11 protein-coding genes are annotated in these 17,454 nt (G+C 66.3%); 7 read left to right on the top strand and 4 right to left on the bottom strand.

The annotated features are described in order from the left end of the window. Positions 1-146: 146 nt before the first annotated feature. Positions 147-8,192, bottom strand: coding sequence for an autotransporter-associated beta strand repeat-containing protein (locus KX816_14465; GenBank protein QXQ05438.1), 8,046 nt, complete (start codon positions 8,190-8,192; stop codon positions 147-149). Between the two features lie 259 nt (positions 8,193-8,451). Between KX816_14465 and KX816_14470 the strand changes: the two genes are divergently transcribed. Then, on the top strand, positions 8,452-9,849 hold the full coding sequence (locus tag KX816_14470) for a DNA recombination protein RmuC (protein QXQ05439.1): 1,398 nt from the start codon (positions 8,452-8,454) through the stop codon (positions 9,847-9,849). Here KX816_14470 and KX816_14475 read toward each other — a convergent pair. Continuing rightward, positions 9,846-10,643 carry an RNA methyltransferase gene (locus KX816_14475; protein QXQ05440.1) on the bottom strand — a complete coding sequence of 266 codons (798 nt, stop codon included), beginning with the start codon at positions 10,641-10,643 and terminating at the stop codon, positions 9,846-9,848. The genes KX816_14470 and KX816_14475 overlap by 4 nt on opposite strands. Position 10,644: 1 nt before the next feature. Beyond that, positions 10,645-11,262: a DNA-3-methyladenine glycosylase 2 family protein gene (locus KX816_14480; GenBank protein QXQ05441.1), complete on the bottom strand. Its 618-nt coding sequence runs from the start codon at positions 11,260-11,262 to the stop codon at positions 10,645-10,647. A 78-nt stretch (positions 11,263-11,340) separates the two neighbouring features. Between KX816_14480 and KX816_14485 the strand changes: the two genes are divergently transcribed. The 5 genes from KX816_14485 (at position 11,341) to KX816_14505 (ending at position 15,363) form a co-directional block, all read left to right on the top strand. Further along, positions 11,341-11,658 (top strand): 2Fe-2S iron-sulfur cluster binding domain-containing protein, encoded by a 318-nt coding sequence (locus tag KX816_14485; protein QXQ05442.1) that lies wholly within the window; start codon positions 11,341-11,343, stop codon positions 11,656-11,658. 34 nt (positions 11,659-11,692) lie between these two features. Beyond that, on the top strand, positions 11,693-12,913 hold the full coding sequence (locus tag KX816_14490) for a histidine kinase (protein ID QXQ05443.1): 1,221 nt from the start codon (positions 11,693-11,695) through the stop codon (positions 12,911-12,913). Then, entirely contained in the window at positions 12,910-13,710 is an 801-nt protein-coding gene (locus KX816_14495) for a LytTR family DNA-binding domain-containing protein (GenBank protein ID QXQ05444.1), read from the top strand. Before KX816_14490 ends, KX816_14495 begins: the two co-directional genes overlap by 4 nt. A 546-nt stretch (positions 13,711-14,256) precedes the next feature. Then, positions 14,257-14,499: a PEPxxWA-CTERM sorting domain-containing protein gene (locus KX816_14500; protein ID QXQ08593.1), complete on the top strand. Its 243-nt coding sequence runs from the start codon at positions 14,257-14,259 to the stop codon at positions 14,497-14,499. Positions 14,500-14,754: 255 nt separating this feature from the next. Then, on the top strand, positions 14,755-15,363 hold the full coding sequence (locus KX816_14505) for a DUF1090 family protein (protein ID QXQ05445.1): 609 nt from the start codon (positions 14,755-14,757) through the stop codon (positions 15,361-15,363). A 22-nt stretch (positions 15,364-15,385) separates the two neighbouring features. On the opposite strand, the gene ubiG is transcribed toward KX816_14505, so the two are convergent. Then, positions 15,386-16,213, bottom strand: coding sequence for a bifunctional 2-polyprenyl-6-hydroxyphenol methylase/3-demethylubiquinol 3-O-methyltransferase UbiG (gene ubiG / locus KX816_14510; GenBank protein QXQ08594.1), 828 nt, complete (start codon positions 16,211-16,213; stop codon positions 15,386-15,388). Here ubiG and KX816_14515 point away from each other — a divergent pair. After that, positions 16,212-17,435: an aspartate kinase gene (locus KX816_14515; GenBank protein ID QXQ05446.1), complete on the top strand. Its 1,224-nt coding sequence runs from the start codon at positions 16,212-16,214 to the stop codon at positions 17,433-17,435. The two genes, ubiG and KX816_14515, sit on opposite strands and share 2 nt — an antisense overlap. Positions 17,436-17,454: the final 19 nt, after the last annotated feature.

Raw genomic sequence — 17,454 nt, forward strand, 5'->3', positions numbered from 1 at the left:
CAGAATGACCAGCGGGCCCTAACAGTTCACGCCGCGCCGACGTCGCATCAACCGAAATCAAATCGTCCGCCCGCCTCACGCGAACCCCCGAGGCAGCGGATGCTGCCCCGGGGGTAGGTCGTTCTGCTCCGGTCGGTAGGCGCTGATCAGAAGCCGACAGTTAGCGTTGCCTTGACGCCGTTGTCCTTGGTGTTCTTGCCGAGCACACCGCTGTAGCCGGCACCGAGCGTGACGTTCTTGGCGACGGTTGCATCGACGCCGAGTTCACCCGCGAAGGCCGACGTGTCGAGTGCGACGCCGCGGATCGCCGCCGCCGTCGACGTGCCCTGGATGGTCACCAGCGAGACTGGCGAACGGTCGCCGGTGGTCCGCTGGTAGCCCGCCGAACCCCGCAGCCAGGCCGAGCTGCCGAGCAGGATGCTGCCTCGCAGACCGGCGGTCAGGTACGTCGTGTCGTACTTGTCCTTGGCGATGTTGAGACCGGTGAAGCCGCCCGCCTCGCTGAAGCCATCGAGGTTGTACTTGACGTAGGCGGCCCGGAAGAACGGCTCGACCCGGGTGTTTGCCGCCGCGGCCAGGTCGTAGCTGACGTCGCCGAAGACCTGGTAGCTGGTGCCGCCGGTCTTGCCGGTGAGAGCCTGCGACGTACCCGGGAAGCTGACGGTCCGGTTCTCGGTGCTGCGAACGTGGCTCGCGGCGCCGCCGATGCCGAAGGCGATGCCCTTGTCGGCACGGTAGCCGGCGTAGACGCCGCCGCCCGTGCTCTTGACCTTGCCCTTGCCGAGACCGCGGGTGTCGACGTCGCTCTCGAGGTAGTTGAACAGGCCACCGACCTTCCAGTCGCCGAAGCTGGCGTCGACGCCGGTGATGACACCCTTCGCGTCGATGCTCAGGTGGCTGCCATTGCCGTCACTGGAGCTCTTGGTCCACGAGCCGATGCCGCGGGCCCAGACACTGACGTTGTGCTCGTCGGTGCCGGTGGTGTTGACGCCGTTCGTGGCGCCGCCGGTGCCGCCGAGGCTGGCGCCGAGACGGTCCAGCGCGGCTTCACGCACGTAGCGGGTATCGGCCATCGCGGTGCGGCTGTTGGCACTGGTGACTTCGCCGGTCAGCTGGTTGAGCGAAGCCCCGAGTGCCCCACCGCTCTGCAGGAAGATGTTGAAGAAGCTTTGCGGGTTGAAGCCGGCAGTGACCGACGTGTCGAACGCGGCGGCGATGTTGGTGATGTTCGACGAACCGCCCGCACCGCTGCCGAGCAGACCGACGATCGAGGCCGGGGCAAGGGTCAGCTTCACGTCCGTCGCACTGTAGACCAGGGTCGGCTTGAAGGCCTGGATGAACCCGGTGGTGGTCGGCGTGAAGGCGCCGGTCCGGCCGCCGGCGGCGGTCAGGATCTGGTACGTGGTCCCGAAGATCGCCGGAGTAGCACCGGCGACCAGCGCGATGTTGGCACCGTTCAGCGCCGCCGTGCCGGTGACCACCAATTTGTCCGAAACCGCACCCGATATCTCGGCGGCATAGGTCGAGCCGGCGGTGAAGGTCGCGTTGCCGGCGACCGTGAAGGTCCCGGGGCTCAGGCCCGGGGCAACGGTGCCGCCGGCTTGCACGACCAGCCCGACGATCGTGCCGGTACCGCCGAGCGTGCCGCCGGCCCCGACGGTGACCACCGATGCGGTCAGCGCGCCGTTGACGTCGAGGCGACCCGCCGCGACCGTCGTGCCGCCGGTGAAGCCGCTGCTGTTGGTCAATGTCAGCACGCCCGTGCCGACCTTGGTGATGCCGCCGACGTTGCCGATCTCGCCGGTCAGGGTGAAGGCACCCGTCCCGGAGTCGATGCGGCCCGCACCCGTTGTCTGGATATTGTTCGCGACGACCAGCCCGGTGACGCCGGACTTGAGCGTCGCGCCGTCGTTGATGGTCAGGTAGCCGGTGCCCGCCGCGGTGTTCGTGCCGAGCGTCACGGTGCCCTGGTTGATGCCGAGGCCGGCCGCGAAGGTGTTGGCGCAGTTGAGGATCAGATTGCCGGTGCCGACCTGTGACAGCGAGCCCGGCCCGGTGATCACCCCGTTCACCGTCATCGTGAACGCCTTGGTGTCGATACGCGCCGCGCCGGTCAGGTCGACCTGATTGCCGAGCACGATGTTGTCGGCACCCGAGGCGAGGATCGCCTGGTCGTCGATGGTGATCAGGCCGGTGCTGGCGGCAGCGCTGTTGCCCAGCGTCACGGTGCCCTTGTTGATGCCGAGGTTGCCGGTGAACGTGTTGTGGCCGTTGAGGATCAGGTTGCCGGTGCCGATCATCGACAGCGAGCCCGGCCCGGTGACTTGGCCGTTGAGGACCACCGTGCTGGCCTTGGTGTCAATGCGCGCCGCACCCGCGTTCAGGTTGACGTGGTTGCCGACCACCAGATCGGCGCTCGCCGCCAGTATCGCCTGGTCGTCGATGGTAATCAGCCCGGTGCTGGCGGCATCGCTGTTGCCCAGCGTCACGGTGCCCTTGTTGATGTCGAGGTTGCCGGTGAACGTGTTGTGGCCGTTGAGGACCAGGTTGCCGGTGCCGACCTGCGACAGCGAGCCCGGCCCGGTGATCACCCCGTTCACCGTCATCGTGAACGCCTTGGTATCGATACGCGCCGCGCCGGTCAGGTCGACCTGATTGCCGAGCACGATGTTGTCGGCACCCGAGGCGAGGATCGCCTGGTCGTCAATGGTGATCAGGCCGGTGCTGGCGGCAGCGCTGTTGCCCAGCGTCACGGTGCCCTTGTTGATGCCGAGGTTGCCGGTGAACGTGTTGTGGCCGTTCAGGATCAGGTCGCCAGTACCGATCTGGGAGATCGAGCCGCCACCGCTGATAATACCGTCCAACTGCAGGGTACCAGGGCCGGAGTCGATGCGTGCTCCGCCGAGGGTGATGACATCGTTCGCCAGCCCTGGGCCCGTCGTGTTGGTCGTCAGGATGGTCTGGTCGGCCATTACCAGGACACCGGTACCGAGCGCAGCATTGTCACCGACCGTTAGCGTTCCAGCCGTCAGGAGAGTGTTGCCGGAGTAGGTGTTGGCCGCGTTGAGGACGAGGTTGCCCAGGCCCTGCTTGGTGATCGAACCGGTACCGCCGATGGTTGCGTCGATCGTTGCGGTGACACCGGTTGCGGTCTGGATGATGTCGCCGGCCGTAACGGTCAGGCCGCCGGCACCGGTGGCGGTGACGTGATAGCCGTCGAGTTGGAACTGCAGCTGCGAGAAGTTCTCGTTCTCCTGCAGCTCGACCGTACCGGCACTCGCACCAGCGAAGATCGCGACGGCGTTCTGCCAACTGGCGTTGAGCTGGAATGGATCAGAGGTCCAGTTGGTGTTGAGATTGTTCCAGACGCCCGAGCCGCCCAGGACCGTGCCGGGGACTTCGCCGGTCATGTCGGTACCGTCCCAATACTGGATCAGGTCGCCGGGCGCAGTAACGATGAGGTTGACCTGACCGGAGACCAGAGTTTCGATCGTGCCGCTATAGCCGCCGGGCAGCGTGACGACATCCAGGCCGTTGTCGGTCAATGCGCCGCCGTAGGTGAAGAGGTTGTAGACGCCGAGACCGAACGTATGCGAGTCGCTCACGTTAAGCAGGCCGTCGAGCGTGAGCGCGCCGGTGACGACGGTACGGTCGTTCCACACGGAGGACAGGACGTTGGCCTCGCCGAGCTCGTAGTTGACGAGCGTCGAGTTGTTCAGGAACAGCGAGCCAACCGTCAACGTACCCGGCGAGTCGCCGGGGGCGAGGATTGCGTTGTCCTGCAGAGTGACGTCACCGGCGATCGAGCCGGTACCCTGTAGTGTCGCGCCGTCAAACACCAGCACCGAACTCACGGCGTTGGTCAGCGCGCCATCGACGCGGAGCGTACCGTTGCGCACCTGAAGGTCAGCGTTGACGCCGTTGCCCGAGTTCGCGAGTGTCAGGACACCGTCGCCAAGCTTGTAGATTGTGTTGCCAGCGCCAGTGATCGCGCCGGTCAGCGCCAGGTCCCTGCCGCCGCCGAGGCTGGTGTTGCCTGCGCTGACGTTGACGGCGTTGCCGACGGTGAGTGCACCCCCGCTGTTGTTGACGATGCCGCTGCCAGCGCCGAGCGTGACCAAGCCCGTGCCGAGGGCATCGTTGGCGCCCACCGAAGCGACTGCGTTCGTCAATACCGTTCCACCCGAGTAGGTGTTGGGACCGTCCGCGTCGGTACCGAGAATGATCAGGTTGCCAGGCGTCGAACCGTCGGTGATCAGGCCGCCTGCACCCGTGATGCGTCCGGCCAGGGTTACGTTGTTGCCGTCACTCTCGACCAATCCGGTAGCCGAGTTGAAGGTCGGACCAGAGGTGCCGATCAGGCCGACCGTGAGCTGACCATTGAGGCGTATGTCGTTGGCGATGGTGATCGCCTGGCCGCCGACGAGGCCGACATCCAGTCGCACGTTGGCATTGGCATCGAGCGTGCCCGAACCAAGGTTGTTGCCGCCCGCTACAGTGAGCGTGCCGTCATTGAGGATGACCGGCCCGCTGATCGTGTTGGCGCCGGTCAGGACGAGGTTGCCGCCGCCAATCTTGAAGATCGCCCGCGGACCGTTCAGCTCCGAGATCGCACCGGCCTGGGTCGCCTTGTCGCCGGCGAGGACGAACAGCTGCGTCGTGTTGCTGTTGACGATGATCGGCGCCACGCTTGCGATGCCGTTGGCGTAGCTGATGGTCGAGCCGGTCGTGGTGATCGGCCCGGTGCCGGCAGCATTGCTGCTCAGCAGGCTGAGGCGCCCCTCGGTCAGGTTGATGCCGCCCGAGAAGCCGCTGTTGTCACCCGAAAGCGCGAGCGCGGCCGCACCGGTCTTGGTGATCGTGCCGGTGCCGACGATGTCACCGGACAACGTGATGTTGAAGGGCGTGGTGTCGAAGGTCGCCCCAGCGCCGCCGACACCGTTGACGACGGTGTTGTTGGCGAAGCCCGAGTCCAGCTTGATGACCGTGCCGGCATCGATGTTGAACGTCCCGAACCCGAGCGCGCCCGTCGAGGCGACCTCGAGCGTGCCCGCCGCGACGTGAACGCCGCCGGTCATCGAGTTGGTGCCACCGAGTGAAAGCGTGCCGTCGCCGGTCTTGATCAGGCCGACGCTGCCGCTGATTGCCGAGTTGATTGTGGCGGTCACACTGGCCGCGACATCGACCTCGCCGGCACCGCCGGCGTGCAGCGTGCCGCCGGTCAGCGTATAGCCGGTCAGGTCAAACTCGAGCTTGTTGAAATTCTGAGTGCCGGCAACGGTGACGACGCCGGGAACGACGCCAGCGAAGATGGCGGTGTCGCTACCCCAGCCGGTGTTCGTCGAGCCGGCCGAATTGGTCCAATTCTGGCCGGCGGTGTTCCAGGTCCCGGTGCCGCCATTGATGACATTGTTGCCGACGACGTTGCCACCGTCCCAATACTGGATGCTGCTGGCGAGCGTCGTGACGACGAGATCGACGAAGCCGCCGCCGGTGACGAAGGTGAAGCTGCCGAAGCCTGAGGGCACGGTGCCGAGGACGGGCCCGGTACCGGACAGGATGCCGGTGTAGTTGATCAGGTGGTAGGTGCCCGCGCCAAACCCGCCGAGGTCGGTAAAGTTGAAGGTCGCGCCGAGCGAAAGGTTGCCGTTGACGATGATGAAGTCGTTGACTCCCGAGCCGGTGGTGCCGGGAGCAGCGAGCTCGAAGTCGAGGAGCGAGCCGCTGTCGAGTGTCAGGTTGGCGAAGCTGATGGTGCCGGCGCTGTTGCCAGGCGCGAGCGTGCCACCGGAATGGACCGTGGCGTCCGCCAGGCTGCCGACGCCCTGGAGCCTGGCAGCGGCTTCCACTCGCGTGTTGCCGGTGCCCGTCGAGCTGTCGACCCGCAGAGTACCGAATTCGACGTCGGTGCCGCCGCTGTAGGTGTTGTTGCCGGACAACGCGACGGTGCCGGCTTCGGACCACATGTGGATATTGCCGGTGCCACTGATGTCACCCGTCAGGTTGAGGGTGTGCGTGCCGCCGCCATCGATGTGGACGTGACTGTTGATCACGATCGCATTGGTCAGCGTCGCGTCGACGCTGGTGGTCAGGCGCGCGAAGTCTTCCATCTCGATGGTGCCGGAGCCGAGGGCTCCGCTGGCGCCGACGCGCACAGTGCCATCGGTGATGTGGGTGCCACCACTATAGGTATTCACGTTGTTGATGTTGAAGGCGCCGCTGCCCGACTTGACCAACTTCCCAACGCTATAGATCAGCCCGTTCAAGGTCAGGTCGTTGCCGTCGGCGTGGATCTCGCCACCGCCGCCGGTCAGCGCGATGGTGTTGGCGAGGGTCAGGCCGTTGGTAGCAGTAACGATGTTGCCACCCTGGACGAGGATGGACCCGGTTCCGAAGGCACCGTTGGTGTCGAAGTTGATAACGCCACTACCGGCAGACGTCTCGCCCTGGAAGTTGGTGCCGGTCAGGCTGATCGCGCCGAGGCCGTCCTTGACGAGGTTGCCGCCGCCGGTGACGAGGCCGAGGGCCACGGTCGCGCCAGCATCGACGACGTTGATCCGGTTAAGGAGGCCCGTCAGCGTCAGGACCCGCGTTGTCGCGGTGAAGCCCGTGCCGTCGATGCGCAGCTCGCCCGAATTGAGCGCAATACCTGCGTTGCCGTTGCCGAGCTGGGCGTTGCTGCTGACTTCAAGAACCGAATTGCTGACGGTCGTGCCGAGGGTGTAGTTGTTGGACGCCGCGGTCAGGACCAGGCGGCCGCCGCCGATGACGTTGAGAGCACCTTGGTTAGCGCCGTTGACGTCGTTTATGGGTCCGGAAAGCGTCAGCACATATCCATTGGTGTCGACGGTGAAGTCGCCGTGGACGCGGATCGTGTTGGCGACGGTAAGGTTCACCCCGTAGCTCGCGAGCGCCGAATTGAACGCGAGTATGGGGTTGGCGCCGCCGCCGATTGCCAGGCCATCGCGAATGCCGAGCGTCGAGCCGTCGAGCTGGGTTGCGCCGCTGTAGGTGTTTGCCGAACCGAGGATCAGTGTTGCACCGTCACTGACGTTGATACCGCCGGTTCCGGAAACGATGCCGTCAAGTTCCAGCGTGGTGCCGGGGCTGTCGACGGTCATGTTGCCGCCCTGGAGGACGACCGCATTGTCGAGCGACTGCGACGAGATCGCGTTGACACGCGAGTTGCCGGTGATCGTCAGGGCACCGAAGCCGAGGACATTGGAGTTCCCGAGCAACAGGGTGCCCTGGGTGACGACGGTACCGCCGTAGTCGTTGAACACGTTGTCGATCTGGAGGGTGCCGCCGTCGGTCTTGGTCAGGAGACCGGTTCCGGTGATCAGGCCGGTCAGCGTCGGCGCGTGGCCGCCGCCATCGATGTTGGCGTCGAAGTTCAGCTGGATGGCATTGGCGAGGACGGTATTGGTACCATTCGCGACCAGCGTTCCACCGGCACCGGTAAACGTGATCTTGCCGGTACCCAGCGAGTCGGCGGCGCCGAAGCCGAGCGTGCCGCCAGCGATGTCGGTGCCGCCGGTATAGGAACTATGGCCATGGAGATTCTGTTGACCCGCGCCGCTCTTGACGATCTTGATCGCGGCGCCGGCACCCGAGATCGGGCCTCCGTACGTCTCGAGACCCGACGCGAGGTCGATCATCAGGACGGCAGCGACGCCGCTGTTGATGTTGTCGCCGTTGCCGGAAAGGCCGGCGACGGTCTGGTCGCCGCCGGCGAGGTCGAGCATCGCGTTGACGATCATCTTCGAGTTCGCCGACAGCGTGTGGGCCGCACCGGCCTGGAGGATGCCAGCGTTGACGACCGTGTCGCCCGAATAGGTGTTGGCACCAGTCAGCGTCAGTGTGTTGACGCCGGCCTTGTGGAGACTGAACACCTGGACACCGGTGCCGTCACGCAGGATGCCGCCGAACGAGTAGTTCGAGCTCGACGAAAGAAGGGCGATGCCGTTCTGTACGAAGTCATAATTCACACTCGCGGTGTCGAGGTTCGCAAGCGGAACCGACAGGCCGCTGAGGTCCAGCGCCGTAGCGGCGCGCGCCCCGGTCGCGTTCATCGCGGCACCCGCGAGCAGGAGGGCAACCATCGCCGAGCGCGAGCGCCGCGCCGAACGCGCCGGTGCGGCCAGGCGAGCAAAACTCGCGCCAAGACCCGTTACGCTACGCGATTCGACCATTTAAAAACCCCCATCAATTCGTGACAGCGCCCAATGCCACGTCGCCCCGTAGACCGGAGTCACGCTTAAGGGCAAGCGCGCATAGTCAAAATGTACGTAATTTGTTCATCGACGACTTTGTAATCACGGTAATTTTACTATGACGTTTTGAACGCGTTGCGATATCGACAACTCCTTTGGATGGTTCAATAAATTGAATATGATAGAACTTACGTTCATTATTGCAGCGATATCATTTTCGGTCGTTGCAGGCTGGTTAATGTGGGGGCGACCGCTGGCGGGGGCGCGAGCCGAGGCCGCGGCGGCGCGCGCGGAGGTCGAATCGTGGCGCGGCAAGGAGGTCTTGGCGCGCCTCGCGGCGACCGAAGCGGCGGCGGAATTGCGCGCCGCGAAAGGCCGGGTCGATGCGCTCGATACCGTCGAGGCGGATCGGCTGGCGCTGGCCGGACGCGTAGGGGCATTCGAGGCCGAGCGGGCCGAACGGGAGCGCGCCCACACGGCTGACCTGGCGCGGACGAACGAGAATTTCGCGGCGCTGGCGGCAAAGGCGCTGGAGAGTGCGCAGGCGCAGTTCCTCGAACGCGCCGAGGCCCGCTTTGCCGAGCACCAGACGCTGAGCGAGGGCGGCATGAAGGCGCTGCTGACACCGGTTGCCGAGACGTTGCAACGCTACGAGGGCGAGCTGAAACTGATCGAGGCGTCCCGGCAGGAGGCTTACGGCGGCCTCAAGGAGCAGCTCGTCGGACTGGCGGCGGGTCAATTGCAGGTCAGCGCGGAGGCGTCGCGGCTGATCAATGCGCTGCGCTCGAGCGGCAAGACCAGCGGCAGCTGGGGCGAGCAGCAGCTGCGCAACACCCTCGAGATGGCAGGCCTGCGCGAAGGCATAGACTTCACTGTCCAGACCCACGCCGGCGGTGAGGACGGCGGCAAGCGTCCGGACGCGATCGTCAACCTGCCCGGTGGCCGCCGGTTGATCGTCGATGCGAAGTGCTCGCTGAACGACTATCTGTCCGCCGCCGAGGCCGACAGCGAGGACGGCCGCCGCGCCGCCTACAAGCGCCACGCCGCCGCGGTCCGCACCCACGCCCGCGGCCTCAGCGACAAGAGCTACTGGAAGGAGTTCGGCGAATCCGCGGACTTCGTCGTGATGTTCCTGCCGGGCGAGAACTTCCTGTCGGCGGCACTCGAGCACGACCTGCCGCTGCTCGGCTGGGCCTTCGACCAGCGCGTCCTGCTGACCGGGCCGATCAACCTGCTGGCGCTGGCCAAGACCGTCGCCTTGGTCTGGCGGCAGGAGAAACTGGCGCAGGAGGCGAAGGAGATCGGCAAGCTCGGGGCCGACCTGCACGCCGCGATCGCGACGATGGCCGAGCACCTGTCGGGGATCGGCAAGAACCTCAGCCAGGCGGTCAACGGCTACAACAGCTTCGTCGGGTCGCTGGAGGCCAATGTCCTGCCCAAAGCGCGGCGCTTCACCGAGCTTGGCGTCGAGGAGGGCAAGAAGGCGGTGCCGACGCTCGGGGTCATCGACACTTCGGTGCGGACCCCTGCGGCTCCAGAACTCCGCCTTGCGCCGCCTACCAGCGGAGCCGCAAACGACGCCCCCGCGAACGACGCCCCTGCGAACGACGCCCCTGCGAACGACGAGCGTGACTAGCGAGCCTGGTTGAGGACCTCATACAGCAACACCGCGCATGCCACCGCGACGTTCAGGCTGTCGGCGCGACCGCGCATCGGCAGCTTGACCAGCACGTCGCAGGCGGCGGCGTAGTCGGCGGGCAGGCCAGATTGCTCGTTGCCCATGAAGATGAAGGTCGGCGGGGCATAATGCACCGCCTGATAGTCGACCGCGGCTTCGAGGGATGCTCCGACCAGCATCCCCTCGCCCTGCCGCAGCCACTCGAGGAACGTCGGCCCATCGGTCTGGACCACCGTCCGCGTGAACAGCGCGCCCATCGAGGCGCGCACCGCCTCGACGCTGAACGGATCGCACGAGGCGTCGAGCAGGATCACCCCGCCTGCACCCGTCGCGTCGCAGGTCCGCAGCATGGTGCCGAGGTTGCCGGGGTCCTTGAGGTTCTCGACCACCACCCACATCGGGGCGGCGTGCCGGTCGACCTCCGCCAGCGTCGTGGCGCGCATCGGGAAGACGCCGAGCACGGACTGGGGGTTGTCCTTGCCGGTCAGCTTGGCGAGGATGTCGGGCGTGGTCTCGATCGCAGTACCACCGCCGCCCTCGACGACCGCGACCAACCGCTCGACCAGCGGGTGCCGGGCGGCTTCGGCGGCGTAGACCAGCATGCGCGGGGCCTGTCCGGCCTCGACCGCCTCGGTGCATATGCGCAGGCCCTCGGCGAGGAACAGGCCCTCGGCGCGGCGATGCTTCTTGTCGCGCAAGGCTCCAATGCGCTTGATCGTCGGGTTCGAGTGGGAGGTGATGAGCAGCGGCATGTCAGATCGCGATGATGTTGTAATGGTGCCAGCAGAATACCGCGAGCGCTCCGCGGTGGGGGCGGAACGGCTCGGCCAGCGCGCGCGTCTCCTTCTCGGTCGGTCGCGCTTCCAGGCCGAGCAGCTGTCCGATCGCGATCTGGATGGCGAGGTCACCCGCCGGCCAGATGTCGGGACGACCTTCCGCGAACAGCAGGTAGATTTCCGCCGACCAGCGCCCGATGCCCTTGACCGCGACCAACGCCGCGATCGCGTCCTCGTCGTCCTCGGGCAGCGCCGCGAAGTCGAGCGCGCCGGTGGCGACCAGCCCGGCCAGGCTGCGGATGTAGCTCGCCTTCTGGCGTGATAGCCCCGCGGTGCGGAGGTACTCGTCCGACATGGTCGCGATGCGCGGGAAATCGCCGGTGTCGCCGACGAGGGCCTCGAACTTGTTCCAGACCGCGGCTGCCGAGGCCACCGATACCTGCTGGCCGACGATAGCGCGCATCATCGTTGTCGCACCGCGCTGGTTGATCCGCGGCTCCGGGTAGCCGAGCCGCACGAGGGCGGCCGCAAACAGCGGGTTCTGGTCGGCGACGTAGTCGATGCCGCGCCTGAGCGCGTCGGCGCTGAGGCCCATGTTGATTACCCGTTTGCCGAATGTGATGACGCCGCTAATAGGCTCGCAACCTGATTTGCGCCACTAGCCGGAGCGACCATGCCCAGACTTCTCGTCACCGATCGTGCCGGCAACACTACCGAGGTCGACGGCGACGCCGGGCTGTCGGTCATGGAGGTCATTCGCGACAACGGCTTCGACGAACTGCTGGCGCTGTGCGGCGGCAGCTGCAGCTGCGCGACTTGCCACGTCCACGTCGCGCCCGAGTGGATGGAAGCCGTCGGCCAGCCCAGCGGCGACGAGGACGATCTCCTCGACAGCAGCGACAACCGCACCGCCAACTCGCGCCTGTCGTGCCAGATCCCGTTCACCGCGGCGCTCGACGGCCTCGCGGTCCAGATCGCGCCGGAGGACTGACGCTTTCGCGCTCGGGGTGCTACACCCTCCCGCAATGCCGCTCGCGAGCCTCCGCAACCAGACGTTCTTCCACGACAAGAACCGTGCCTTCTGGCTGCTGCAGGGCGGCGGTTGGGGGGCTTACCTGCTGCTGCGTGGGCTGGGCGGACTGGCCAATGCGATGGGGCTGGCGTTCGTCCTGCCGACGCTGATCGTCACCGCCACCGGCTTCTCGCTGACCCTGTTGATGGCGGCCGCCTATCGCCGCGTCATCCGCATGAAGCCGGTGTTCGTGTGGACGGTGACATTGATCATCGTCGCCGTCGCGTCGGGGCTGTTCTCGGTGCTCGAGGTCTGGGCGCACGCGACCTTCTACGAGCCCGGGTGGCAACCGCGCGGGGTCGAGTTCCTTGGTGCCATCCTGCTCGACTTCTCGGTGCTCGGGGCGTGGACCGGCCTGTACTACGGCATCAATTATTACCTGCTGCTCGCGGCGCAATCGGAGCGCATGCTCAAGGTCGCGGCGCAGGCCAATTCAGCGCAGCTCGAGATGCTGCGCTACCAGCTCAACCCGCATTTCCTATTCAACACGCTCAACTCGATCTCGACCCTGGTGCTGCTCAAGCAAACCGAGAAGGCCAACGCGATGCTGTCGCGGCTGAGCTCGTTCCTGCGCTACAGCCTGGTCGGCGGCCTCGAGGGCATGACCACCGTCGCGCAGGAAGCAGAGGCGCTGAAATTATACCTCGACATCGAGCGCACGCGCTTCGAGGACCGGCTGCGCACCCGCTTCGACATCGCGCCCGCGGCGATCGAGGCCCGGATGCCGTCGCTGCTGCTCCAGCCGCTGGTCGAGAACGCCGTCAAATACGCCGTTACCCCGCAGGAGGAAGGCGCCGACATCCACGTCGACGCGCGCCTGATGGGCGACCGGCTGATGATCACCATCGCCGATACCGGGCCGGGATTACCGCCCGGGGGGTTGCACGGCGAGCTGCCAGCCTCCACCTCAGGAAGTGGTGTCGGCCTCGCCAACATCCGCGACCGTCTGGTCCAGGCCTACGGCGAGGACCATCGTTTCGAACTCGAGACGAACGAGCCACACGGCTTGATCGTTTTGATCGACATACCGTATCAGGCCTTCGAAGGCCGAGGCACTGACTTCCGCGGCGGCAACGCGGATAGCCGGGCCGAACTGCGGTCGGTCGAACAACGTCTGGCCGAACCACGTCAGGGGGCGCAACAACTCGCAACGCCGAGGGAAATCGCGCAATGACCATCCGGACCATTCTGGTCGACGACGAACCACTGGCCGTCCAGGGCCTCGAACTCAGGCTGCAGGCCTTCGACGACGTCGAGATCGTCGAGCGCTGCGCCAACGGTCGCGAAGCGATTCGCGCCATCAAGACGCTGAAGCCCGACCTGGTCTTCCTCGACATCCAGATGCCGGGCTTCGACGGTTTCTCCGTCGTCAGCGGCCTCGCGGACATCGAGCCGCCGCTGTTCGTCTTCGTCACCGCCTACATGAAGCACGCGATCAAGGCGTTCGAGGCGCAGGCGGTCGACTATTTGATGAAGCCCGTCGAGGAGGAGCGCCTCGCCGCAACCATCGAGCGCGTCCGGCAGCGCCTCGCCGAGAAGCGCAGCAGCGAGGACACCACCCGACTGCGCGGCATCCTCGAGGAGGTCGCACCGGACTCGATTCCCGAGGACATGGCGACCGGCGAGGAGCCTGCCAGCAACCGCTTCGAGAAGGTCATCAACATCAAGGACCGCGGCCAGATCTTCCGGGTGGAGGTGGGTGACATCGAGCGCATCGACGCGGCCGGCGACTACATGTGCATCTACACCGCGGACCAGACGCTGATCCTGCGCGAGACCATGAAGGATCTCGAGAAGCGCCTCGACCCGCGCAAGTTCCAGCGCATCCACCGCTCGACGATCGTCAATCTCGACAACGTCAAGTCGGTCAAGCCGCACACCAACGGCGAGTGTTTCCTGGTGTTGGGTTCAAGCACCCAGGTCAAGGTCAGCCGCAGCTACCGCGACGTGGTGGCGCGCTTTCTCTGGTAATTTCGCGTTAATCATTATTGTAAGGCCTGCCTTACACTTATTGCCCAACCGATAAGCATGGTTACGGATTCGTAACGACTTAGAGGTTGGCACAGGCCTTGCATCGCTCCCTGCAACTAGAGGGAGACTAATATGCGCCTGCTCGCTGCCACCGCCACCGCCCTGCTGATCGCGACTTCGGCCGGTGCTGTTACCGTCATCAACGGCAGTTTCGAAGACGGGGTGGCACCGGGCTCCTACACGACGCTTGCAACCGGCGACACGACCTCGCTGCCCGGCTGGGAGGTGCTCTCGGTCGGGGTCGACTATATCGGCAGCTACTGGGTCGCCTCGGCCGGCAGCCGCAGCATCGATCTTTCAGCGATAAGCTCCGGCGGCGTCAAGCAGTCGATCAGCGGCTTCACGGCCGGCGCGACCTATCGGATCACCTTCGACCTGTCGGCGAACCCGGACGGGGCCAGCCGGCCGAAGCGGGCGCTCGTCTCGGCGACCGGCGGCGTCTCGCAGGAGTTCGTCTACGCCAACACGCTAAACACCAAGTCAGACATGATGTACGAAACCTTTACTTACGATTTCGTCGCCAGCGGCACCATGCAGGACATCCAGTTCCGCAGCGAAGAGAACAATGCCTACGGCACCGTCCTCGACAATGTCTCGATCGCCGAAGTGACGCTCGAAACGTCGGGCGTGGTTCCGGAGCCCGCGACCTGGGGCCTCATGCTCGGTGGCTTCATGATGGTGGGTGTCGCCGCTCGCCGCCGCGGCCGGATACGCTCGATCGCGGCCTGAGCCTTTTCGACACGCCACGACATCACGGCCCGGGGGCAACCCCGGGCCGTTCTCGTCGTCGGGCACCGCTCGGCAAAGAGTCACTTGGCCACCTTGATCGGTGGTTCCGGAGCGCACCGGCAGGCTGAACGGCGGCTGACGATCCGCCTCAGAAATCGTTCACGGCCCACATGCGAATTACCGCGACGGGGCCACCGCGACCGGGGGCATCCAAGTGGTGAGTTGCGTTGCGTACCAATTCCGAGGGAGATCGAAATGCGAAGTTTCATACTGGCGACTGTTGCACTGGCATCGCTGGCCGTACCGCTCGCGGCGCAGGCCCAGGACGAGATCCACCGGGATCGCCACGAGGTGCGCCAGCAGGTGCGTGAACTCGACGCCGCCAAGCGCAGTGGCGACCCGCGCGCGATCCGGCAGGAGCAGCGCGACGTCAACGGCGCGCGCCGCGAGATGCGCTCCGACCTGCGCGACCGTCGCGACGACCGGGGTGGCGACCGCTACGCCGGGCGCGACGACCGGCGCGATTACCGCCGTGACGACCGGCGTGACGACCGACGCGGCGACGAGTGGCGCGACAACCGTGGCGGCGACTGGCGCGACCATCGCGGCGGCTGGGACGGCGAGCGCCGCTACAACGCCGGGCGCTACGAGTATCCGCGCGGCTATGGCTACCGTGCCTGGGGAGTCGGCGGCTTCCTGCCCCGCTCGTACTGGGGTGAGCGCTACTGGGTCGCGCGGCCAGTCGCCTACGGCCTGCCCTACGCCGGCCCCGGCACACGCTGGATCCGCGTCGGACCCGACGCCCTGCTGATCCGCAACTTCAACGGCTCGGTCATCCGCGTCGCGCGCGGCATCTTCTACTAAGCGGCGCCGGGACGGCGGCGACCTAGACGGGGACCGCCGTCCCGAAATAGTTGACCGACACATCGCGGCCGAGGACGAACCCCGTCCCCGGCCGCCATGTCAGGCCCTGCGTATCGGTGACGTTCAGTCCGGCCGCCGCGAGTTCTGCCGTAATCTCCTCCGGCATCACGAACTTCGACCAGTCGTGGGCCCCGCGCGGAATCGTCTTCAGCACCCGCTCCGCCCCAACGATCAGCGTCGCGTACGACAGCGGCGTCCGGTTCGGAGTCGAGAACACCAGCACCCCGTCGTCCGCCAGCAGCGTCCGCAGCGCCGCGAAAAAGGCCGTGCGATCGGCGACATGCTCGATGACCTCGAGGCAAGTGATCAGGTCGTAGCGGCCCCCGGTCTTCGCCAGTGCTTCCACCGACACGCTGCGATAATCGATCCCCAGCCCGACACCGTGCGCCTGCGCCGCGGTGATATTCTCCGCCGCCGCGTCGATGCCGGTGACCGCCGCGCCCATCCGCGCCAGCGGCTCCGTGACCAGCCCTGCCCCGCAGCCGACATCGAGCGCGCGTCTGCCTGCCAGCACCGTCCGGGCCCGCGGATCGAGGCCCCAGTGCGCCAGGCAGGCATCGCGGATGTAGGCCAGCCGCACCGGATTGATCCGGTGCAGCATCGCCGAGCTGCCGTTCGGGTCCCACCAGTCCGCCGCGAGCGCCCCGAAGAACGCCGCTTCCTGGGCATTGATAGTTGAAGTTGCAGGCGTCACAGGCGGCTCACCTTGCTTTGGCCCCCTCGTGTTTCTATCACGCAGACAATTCAGGCAAGGCGCGCGACGCCGCACAAAGGACCTCCCCGCCGCCATGGCCCGTATCGTCATGAAGTTCGGCGGCACCTCGATGGCCGGTATCGAGCGCATCCGCAGCGTCGCCGCACGCGTCAAGGCCCAGGTCGAGCTCGGCGACGAGGTCGCGGTGGTGGTCTCGGCGATGGCCGGCGAGACCGACCGGCTGGTCGGCTTCTGCCGCGAGGCGTCACCGCTCGCCGACCCGCGCGAGTACGACGTCGTCGTCGCCAGCGGCGAGCAGGTCACTGCCGGGCTGCTGGCGATCGCGCTGCAATCGCTCGGCCTCAGGGCGCGGTCGTGGCTCGGCTGGCAGCTGCCGGTGCGGACCAGCGACGCCCACGGCTCGGCGCGCATCCAGTCGATCGACACCGTCGCCTGCCTCGCGGCAATGGCGTCCGGCGAGGTCGCGGTAATGCCGGGCTTTCAGGGCGTCGACGACCACAGCCGCGTGGCTACGCTCGGCCGCGGCGGCTCCGACACGTCCGCGGTGGCGCTTGCGGCCGCGCTGAAGGCCGACCGCTGCGACATCTACACGGACGTCGATGGGGTCTATACCACCGACCCGAGGATCGTGCCGCGAGCCCGCAAGCTCGAGCGCATTACCTACGAGGAGATGCTCGAACTCGCGTCGGTTGGGGCGAAAGTCCTCCAGACGCGTTCGGTCGAGCTGGCGATGAAGGAAAAAGTCCGGGTCCGGGTATTGTCGAGTTTCGGCGACGGACCGGGGACGCTGGTCGTTGGGGAAGATGAGATCGTGGAACAGGAACTGATCGCCGGCGTCGCCTACAACCGCAACGAGGCCAAGGTCACGGTCATCGGCGTGCCCGACCGGCCCGGCGTCGTCGCGGCGATCTTCGGGCCGCTCGCCGAGGCCAGCGTCAACGTCGACATGATCGTCCAGAACATCGCTCATTCGACCGGCCGCACCGACGTCACCTTCACCGTGCCGCGAACGGAACTGGTGCTGAGCCTCGACGTGCTGGAGCGGGTCCGTCAGGTCATCGGCTACGAGCAGGTGCTGTCCGACGACGCCGTTGCAAAGATTTCGGTCGTCGGTGTCGGCATGCGCAGCCACGCCGGTGTCGCGGTGACGATGTTCAAGGCGCTCGCCGACCGCGGCATCAACATCCAGGCGATCACCACGTCCGAGATCAAGGTCAGCGTGCTGATCGCGGAGGAGTACACCGAGCTTGCGGTTCGGGTGCTGCACACCGCCTACGGGCTGGATGCGGCCGCGTGACCCGCTTCGACCAGCTCTC

It is taken from the genome of Sphingosinicellaceae bacterium (assembly GCA_019285715.1).
Taxonomy (GTDB): domain Bacteria; phylum Pseudomonadota; class Alphaproteobacteria; order Sphingomonadales; family Sphingomonadaceae; genus Glacieibacterium.